5 protein-coding genes are annotated in these 7,397 nt (G+C 66.7%); all 5 read left to right on the forward strand.

Annotation, left to right across the window (positions count from 1 at the left end; all coding sequences use genetic code 11):
• Positions 1–89: 89 nt before the first annotated feature.
• Positions 90–1,532, forward strand: coding sequence for an efflux transporter outer membrane subunit (locus ASD78_RS12655; RefSeq protein WP_056101870.1), 1,443 nt, complete (start codon positions 90–92; stop codon positions 1,530–1,532).
• Between the two features lie 3 nt (positions 1,533–1,535).
• Positions 1,536–2,654, forward strand: coding sequence for an efflux RND transporter periplasmic adaptor subunit (locus ASD78_RS12660; protein ID WP_200944177.1), 1,119 nt, complete (start codon positions 1,536–1,538; stop codon positions 2,652–2,654).
• Positions 2,651–5,749, forward strand: coding sequence for an efflux RND transporter permease subunit (locus tag ASD78_RS12665; protein WP_056101873.1), 3,099 nt, complete (start codon positions 2,651–2,653; stop codon positions 5,747–5,749). Before ASD78_RS12660 ends, ASD78_RS12665 begins: the two co-directional genes overlap by 4 nt.
• Before the next feature lie 230 nt (positions 5,750–5,979).
• Entirely contained in the window at positions 5,980–7,122 is a 1,143-nt protein-coding gene (locus ASD78_RS12670) for a hypothetical protein (protein ID WP_156087740.1), read from the forward strand.
• A 26-nt stretch (positions 7,123–7,148) separates the two neighbouring features.
• A partial coding sequence (locus tag ASD78_RS12675; RefSeq protein ID WP_235566495.1) for a hypothetical protein occupies positions 7,149–7,397 on the forward strand: 249 nt, incomplete at its 3' end.

A 7,397-nucleotide genomic window follows, 5' to 3' on the forward strand; every position in this document is an offset into this window, starting at 1 on the left:
CCGGCTATTTACCCAACTTAACCTCCCCGAACGGCAGCCAACGGTTCGGGATTCTAGGATGCGTCGACACTTTCCCAGGTCTTGTGCGCATGCAGGCAGTTGTCCTTCGCCGCGCCGCGGCGACGGTGAGCCTGAGTCTAGCGCTCGCCTCCTGCGCGGTCGGCCCCGATTATCGCGAACCGGTTCCGCAAGCTCCGTCTTCCTGGAACGCGGCACTGCCGCATGCGGGCAACGTAAGCGCCATCGCCGAGTGGTGGCGCCAGTTCGACGACCCCGTGCTTGAACGCTTGATCGCGACCGCCGAGGCCGACAGCCCGTCCCTGGCCAAGGCCTGGGCCAACATCGAAAAGGCGCGCGCCGCACTATCGTCCGCAAGCGCCGGCGGTCGTCCCTCGGCGACGGCGAGGGGCTCCGCCGCCCGCGGCACCCAGTCGCAGGGCGGCTCGGACCAAGTCGCCGACACCCGCAGCCACGGCCTGGATGCCTCATGGGAACTCGATCTGTTCGGCAAGATCCGCCGCGGCGCCGAGGCCGCGCAGGCGCGTGCTGACGCCCGGGTTAGCGATTGGCATGAAGCCCGCGTTTCCTTGGCCGCGGAAGTGGCCGACACCTACGTGCAACATCGCGCCTGCGTGCTGCTGGCCGAAGCGTACGAACGCGAGTCGGCGTCCACGATGCAGACGGAGCAGGCCACGACCTCGCTGGTCCGGGCCGGCCTTCGGTCTCCATCCGACGGCAGCCTGGCTCGCGCGGCCTCCGCCAGCGCCCGCTCCAGCGTGGTCTCGCAGCAAGCCCAATGCGACTTGCTGGTGAAGTCCCTGGTCAGCCTGACCGGAATGAAGGAACCCGACCTGCGTGAGCTGATCACCGGCACCGGAACCGATATCCCGCGGCCCCCGGCACTGGAAGTGGCCAGCGTTCCCGCACAGGTACTGCGGCAGCGCCCCGATCTGGCCTCGCTGGAGCGCGAGCTCGCGGCGACCAGCGCCGAGATCGGCGTCGCGCAGGCCGACCTGTACCCGAGCCTGTCGCTGTCGGGCTCCATCACGGTTTCAGCAAGCGACCTGGCGTCCTCCGCCACGTCCTGGTCGTTGGGCCCGTCCGTGTCTGTGCCGATCTTCGACGGCGGCAGGCGACACGCCGCCGTCGATAGCGCCCGTGCCGGCTTCATCGCAGCCCAGGCTGAGTATCGACAAGGCGTCCGCAACGTAGTGAAAGAAGTCGAACAGGCACTGGTGAACCTTGACAGCGCCGGCCGCCGCGCCGACGACGCCGCGACCGCGGCCCAGGAATACGGTCGCTATTTCCGCTCCACCGAAGCGAGTTGGCGCGTCGGGCGCGACAGCCTGCTCACGCTCGAAGAGGCCCGCCGCAACGCGCTTTCCGCGCAGATCCAGCAGATCGCCCTGCAACGCGACCACGTCGGGTACTGGATCGCGCTGTACAAGGCACTGGGAGGCGGCTGGCAGCCCGGCACGCCCGCGTCCTCGCCGCAGGCGATGGCGCAGCACCCGCAACCCAAAGAGGATTGAATCTTGACTCGGAAGCATCGTATCGGCGCCACCGTCTTGGCGGTGGCGACGGCCTTGGGTGTTGCGCTCTGGCTGCTCCGGCCCGGCGACGAACCCGATTCGGGCACCGGCGCCTCCAGCGCGTTGACCGTCGAAGTGGTCCATCCGGAAAGCCGCGACTGGCCTCAGACCGTGACCGCCAGTGGACCCGTCACTGCCTGGCAGGAGGTCATCGTCAGTCCGGAAACCGGTGGCTTGCGTGTGGCCGATTTGCTCGTCGATGTCGGCGCGAGCGTCAGGCGCGGCCAACTGCTCGCGCAGCTCGCGGACGACAGCGTACGTATGGACTTGCGAAAGCAGGAGGCGGCTCTGGCGCAGGCGCGCGCCGCGTTCGAGCAAGCCGCATCCAACCTCAAGCGGGCGCGCGTGGTGGGCGACAGCGGCGCCCTGTCCGAGCAGCAAATCGATGACTACCGCATCGAAGAGGCCACCGCGCGCGCGTCACTGTCGTCGGCGCAGGCAGACCTGGACAGTACGATACTGAAGCTGCGGCAGACGCGTATCGTCGCCCCGGACGACGGCCTCGTTTCGTCCAAGTCGGCGGTGCTCGGCAATGTGGTCAACGCCGGCTCCGAGCTCTTCCGCCTGGTACGCAAGAGCCGGGTCGAGTGGCGGCCGGAACTGGACGCCCAACAGCTGGGTGCGATCCGCATCGGGCAGTCGGCGAATGCGCTGCTTCCCGGTGGCAAGCAGGCGCGCGGCGTAGTCCGCGAAGTCGGCCCCACGCTCAGCGAAAAGACTGGCCGTGCCACCGTCTATGTCAGTCTGCCGACAGACAGCACGGCCCGCCCCGGCATGTTCGCCAGCGGGACGCTGGAACGGGGCGTCAAACCTGCTTTGACGCTGCCGCAGTCGGCTGTCGTCCCGCGCGACGGCCGCTCTTACGTCTTTGTGGTCGATAGCGCAGGCAAGGTCGCCAGTCGCGTGGTGGAAACCGGACGCCGACGGGGCGACCGCGTCGAGATCCTCACCGCCATCGACGGCAAAACGCGCGTCGTGGCCAGCGGCGGCGCTTTCCTTTCCGAGAACACTCAGGTGACGGTCGTTTCGGCGGATCAAGGCAAGACGAGGACCGCACAGTGAACTTCTCGGCCTGGGCCATCCGCAAGCCCGTTCCTTCGATGCTCCTGTTCATCCTCCTGACCGTGCTGGGCCTGATCGGTTTCCAGCGGCTGGACATCCAGGATTTTCCGGACATGGATCTGCCGACGATCCAGATATCGGCCTCGCTGGAGGGTGCGGCGCCCTCGCAGCTGGAAACCGAAGTCGCCCGCAAGATCGAGGACAAACTGGCCTCGCTGACCCGGCTGGATCACATCAACACCACCATCACCGATGGCGCCGTCAGCATCAGCGTGAGCTTCGAACTGGACAAGGACGGCGAAGAGGCGCTGAGCGAGGTGCGCAATGCGGTGGACAGCGCGCGCGCGGACATGCCGAGCAGCATGCAGTCGCCCACCGTCTCGAAGCTGACCTCCGCGGGCTCGTCGTTGGTGACGTACACGATCGCATCTTCCCGGATGGACGAGCGCGACCTGTCCTGGTTCGTCGACAACAAAATCTCCAAGACCTTGCTGGCGGTCAAGGGCGTGGCATCGGTGGCGCGCGTCGGCGGCGTCGATCGCGAGGTGCATGTCGACCTGGACCCGGCACTGATGGCCGGCCTGGGCGTGACGCCTTCCGATGTCTCCCGTCAACTCAAGGCCGTGCAGAAGGAAAGCTCCGGCGGCCAGGGCATGGTGGGCGGCCAGCGGCAGTCGACCCGCACCATCGCCACCGTCGGCTCGGCCGCCGACATCGCGGCCATCGCCATTCCGCTCAGCGACGGCCGCTACGTGCGAATGGATCAGATCGCCCGCATCGCCGATACCGACGCCGAAAGGAGCACGCTGGCCTTCCGCGACGGCAAGCCTGTGATCGGCTTCCAGGTCACGCGCTCGCGCGGCTTTTCCGATGTCGGCGTGGCCGACGACGTGCGCTCGGCCGTCGCAAGCTTCGCCGATGACCACCCGGAGGTTTCCGTCGTCGAGGCCAGCAATACGGTAGCGCCCATCGAGGAAAGCTACGAGGGCTCGATGCACCTGTTGATCGAGGGTGCGCTGCTGGCCATCGTCGTGGTCTGGTGGTTTCTGCGTGACTGGCGCGCCACCCTCATTTCCGCCACCGCCTTGCCGCTCTCGATCATCCCGACCTTCCTGATCATGGCTCTGGCCGGCTACTCGCTCAACACGGTGACACTGCTGTCGCTGTCTTTGGTGGTGGGCGTACTCGTGGACGACGCCATCGTCGAGATCGAGAACATCGAGCGCCACCTCAAGATGGGCAAAACGCCGTACCAGGCAGCGATGGAAGCGGCGGACGAGATCGGCCTGGCGGTGATCGCCACGACCTTCAGCCTGGTCGCGGTGTTCCTGCCGACAGCCTTCATGAGCGGCATTCCGGGGCTGATCTTCCGTCAGTTCGGCGTGACCGCGTCGGTCGCGGTACTCGCTTCGCTCCTGGTCGCGCGTCTGTTGACGCCGATGATGGCGGCCTACCTGCTCAAGCCGGCTAAGCCGACCGAGCCGGATCGCGGTCTTGCCGACGGCCCGATCATGACCCGGTACCTGCGCTGGGTACGCTCGGCACTGGAGCGGCGCAAGACCGCCGTTCTCGGCACCGCCGTGTTCTTCTCCCTGTCCATGGCGGTCATACCCTTGCTGCCCACTGGCTTCATTCCGGCTAAGGACGACGCTCAATCGCGTGTGACCCTGACCCTGCCGCCGGGAAGCACGCTGGACACCACCGCGGCGGCGAGCCAACGTGCGGCGAGGCTCCTGCAGTCGTTGCCGGAAGTGCGCAGCGTCTTCGTCTCCGCGGGCACGGCGACCACCGACGGCGGCTTCTCGGCCAGCGCCATGAGCGACGTCACCAGCGCCACCCTAATCGCCGACCTGGTGCCGCGGGGCGAGCGCGAGCTCAAGCAATCGCAAGTCGAAACCAAGATGCGCGACCTGCTGCGCACGTTGCCCGGCGCGCGCGTCTCCGTCGGCAGCGGTGGCAACGGCGAGACCTTGAGCATTACGCTCGCCAGCGACGACCCCGTGCTGCTGACGTCGATCGCGGACAAGACCGAGACCGAGTTGCGCACGCTCAAGGGCATCGGCAATGTCACCTCCAGCGCCGCGCTGCAGCGCCCCGAGATCCAGGTGCATCCCGACGACGCCCGCGCCGCCGATTTGGGCGTCACCTCCGAAGCGCTGGCGGACGCGGTACGGTTGGCCACTTACGGCGACTACTCGACCGCATTGCCGAAACTCAATCTGCCGGAACGGCAGGTGCCCATCCGCATCCGCATGGATCCTGCCGTGCGCGAGGACTTCGGTTCGGTCGCGCAGTTGCGCGTGCAGGGCAGCCAGGGGACGGTCAGCCTCGGCTCCGTCGCCGACGTATCGATGGGAAGCGGCCCCGCCCAGATCACGCGCCTGGATCGATCGCGAAACGTCACCCTCAGCGTGGAGCTGAACGGCCGTTCGATCGGCGAAGTGCAGCAGGAAGCAAAGCGCCTGCCGACCTTGCGCAGCCTGCCCAGCGGGGTCTATCTGGTCGAACAAGGCGAGCTGGAGCGCATGTCCGAGCTGTTCAGCAGCTTCGGAATCGCCATGGCGATCGGCATCTTCTGCATATATGCCGTGCTGGTGCTGCTGTTTCACGACTTCCTGCAGCCGGCCACGATCTTGTGCGCCCTGCCCTTGGCCCTGGCCGGCGCCGTGCTGGCGCTGTGGGTCAGCCAACAATCTTTCTCCATGCCTGCGGTGATCGGCGTGCTGATGTTGATGGGCATCGTGACGAAGAACTCGATCCTGCTGGTCGAGTACGCCATTCTGGCGCGGCGCGAACGCGGCATGGCACGGCTCGAAGCGCTCATCGATGCCTGCCACAAGCGCGCGCGCCCGATCGTCATGACGACCATCGCGATGGGCGCCGGCATGCTGCCCAATGCGCTCGGCGTGGGTGCCGAGCCCAGCTTCAGGCAGCCGATGGCCATCGTCGTCATAGGCGGTTTGCTCACCTCGACGGTGCTGAGTCTGCTGGTCATTCCGGTGGTCTTCACCTACGTCGACGACGCGCTGGAGTGGGGCCGCCGGTGTTTCTCGAAGGCACCCGCCCGCCAGCCGGGTCGCCCGAACCCCGCCTAGCCGACCGGCGGCCATCCGCACTCGGATGGCCGCGTACGGGAGCGTGTCCGCGTCGGCCAGCGCCGTGCCGCTCGGCCGTTCGGTCCTGGCCACCCGAACGACAAGGTTCGCGCGTATCGATTTCCTGTACCGCAGCTGTCGACCGTGCGGGCTTTACACCCGCTTACCCAACTAAACAGTGGCGAACCGTACTTGACGCACGCTTCGGCGAGTCTGTCGATTCCACACCAATGCCTTCGCGCCCGATGATCGCGGCTTCCAACTCCACTCAGATCCCCGTATTTCCCATCGACGGCCCATCCATCGAAGCCGCCCGCCGTCCGCGAAGCGCGACCTCGTTCGTGCATGCCCCAGCACCCGGTGCGGAGCTGCACGACGACCCGATCGACCAATGGTGGCGCCGGTTCCGCGATGCCGCGCTGGACACCCTGGTGGATTGCGCATTGCAATACAGCCACGAAATTTCGGCGGCGCAGCTGAAGCTGCAAGCGCATTGGCCACAGTGCGTGGCCCTAGAAGCCCCGTCCGACGCGGACGCGCCGGACGCTCGATCGCTCGCGCAGTTCCACCAGGCGTGGCAGGCCCTGTCGGAGTTCTACGCCACGCAAGTCCGGCTCATAGCCGATGTGGCGCGCCGCCATTTCACCTTGCTGATGCTGCGCGAGCGTATCGCCGCGGTCGAATTCTCCCTGCACCGCCTGCGCGTGGCGCTGGAACGAACGCGCCATGCTTCCGGTGGGCCGCAGGACTCGTCCCGGCAGCTGCCGTCTGTGCTCGCCGAAATCCACGCGCTGCGAATTCGCCTGCGCCAGGAATACGACTCGACCGTCATCGCATTGGCCAGAACTTTGGGCGAGCCGCTTTCGATCACCTTCGCGCGCATGGGCACCGGCTTTTTGCCGGCAGCTGCCGCGCAGCCCCCGAACCCCGGAAGTCCGGAGAATCTGCCCCACCGCCGCCCGGATATCAGAGCGGCCTTCCATGCCGTGCAGGCCCGGCGCTCGCTCGAATCCAGCCCGGACGCGATAGGCGTCCGCGAGGCTAGGTTGGCACACGAGCGCGCAACCGCCGATGCCGTATCGCAAGTCGAATCCGCCCTATTGAAACTGTCTTCGCGCTGCGAGGAGCTGACGCCGGTCAGAGCCGCCGCGCTGAACTTGGAGAATCTTCTGACGCGCGTCCAGGATCTCGACCTTCCGACCATAGGTTGGTGGCTTCAACTCGAACGCTCGCGTTACTCACGCCAGGACGATGAGATCATTGCCCGCGGCGACACCTACCTCTCCTTGGTCGATCTGTTCGAGGCCCTGGGAGGCGGATGGTCCGTCGAAGCGATGGCCGGTTCCCCGTACGAAGGCGAGCAGGTCCTTTGATGCGCCGTAACGGTCCGCGCGACCTGATGGTCGCCTGCATGGCGTTTTCCCTCATTTCCCTGTCGGCTCGCGCCCAAACCCCATCCGTCGCCGATCCAGTGGTCGACATGACGGATGAAACATTCGTGGTGTCCGATATCCGTGTCGATGGCCTTCGACGCATCGCGGACGGTACGCTGTTCACCTACCTGCCGATCGAACGCGGCGACACCATGGACGGCGCCAAGGCCGGCGATGCGATCCGCGCGCTGTACAAGACCGGCTTCTTCGAAGAC

It is taken from the genome of Lysobacter sp. Root667 (assembly GCF_001427715.1).
Lineage (GTDB): Bacteria > Pseudomonadota > Gammaproteobacteria > Xanthomonadales > Xanthomonadaceae > Lysobacter.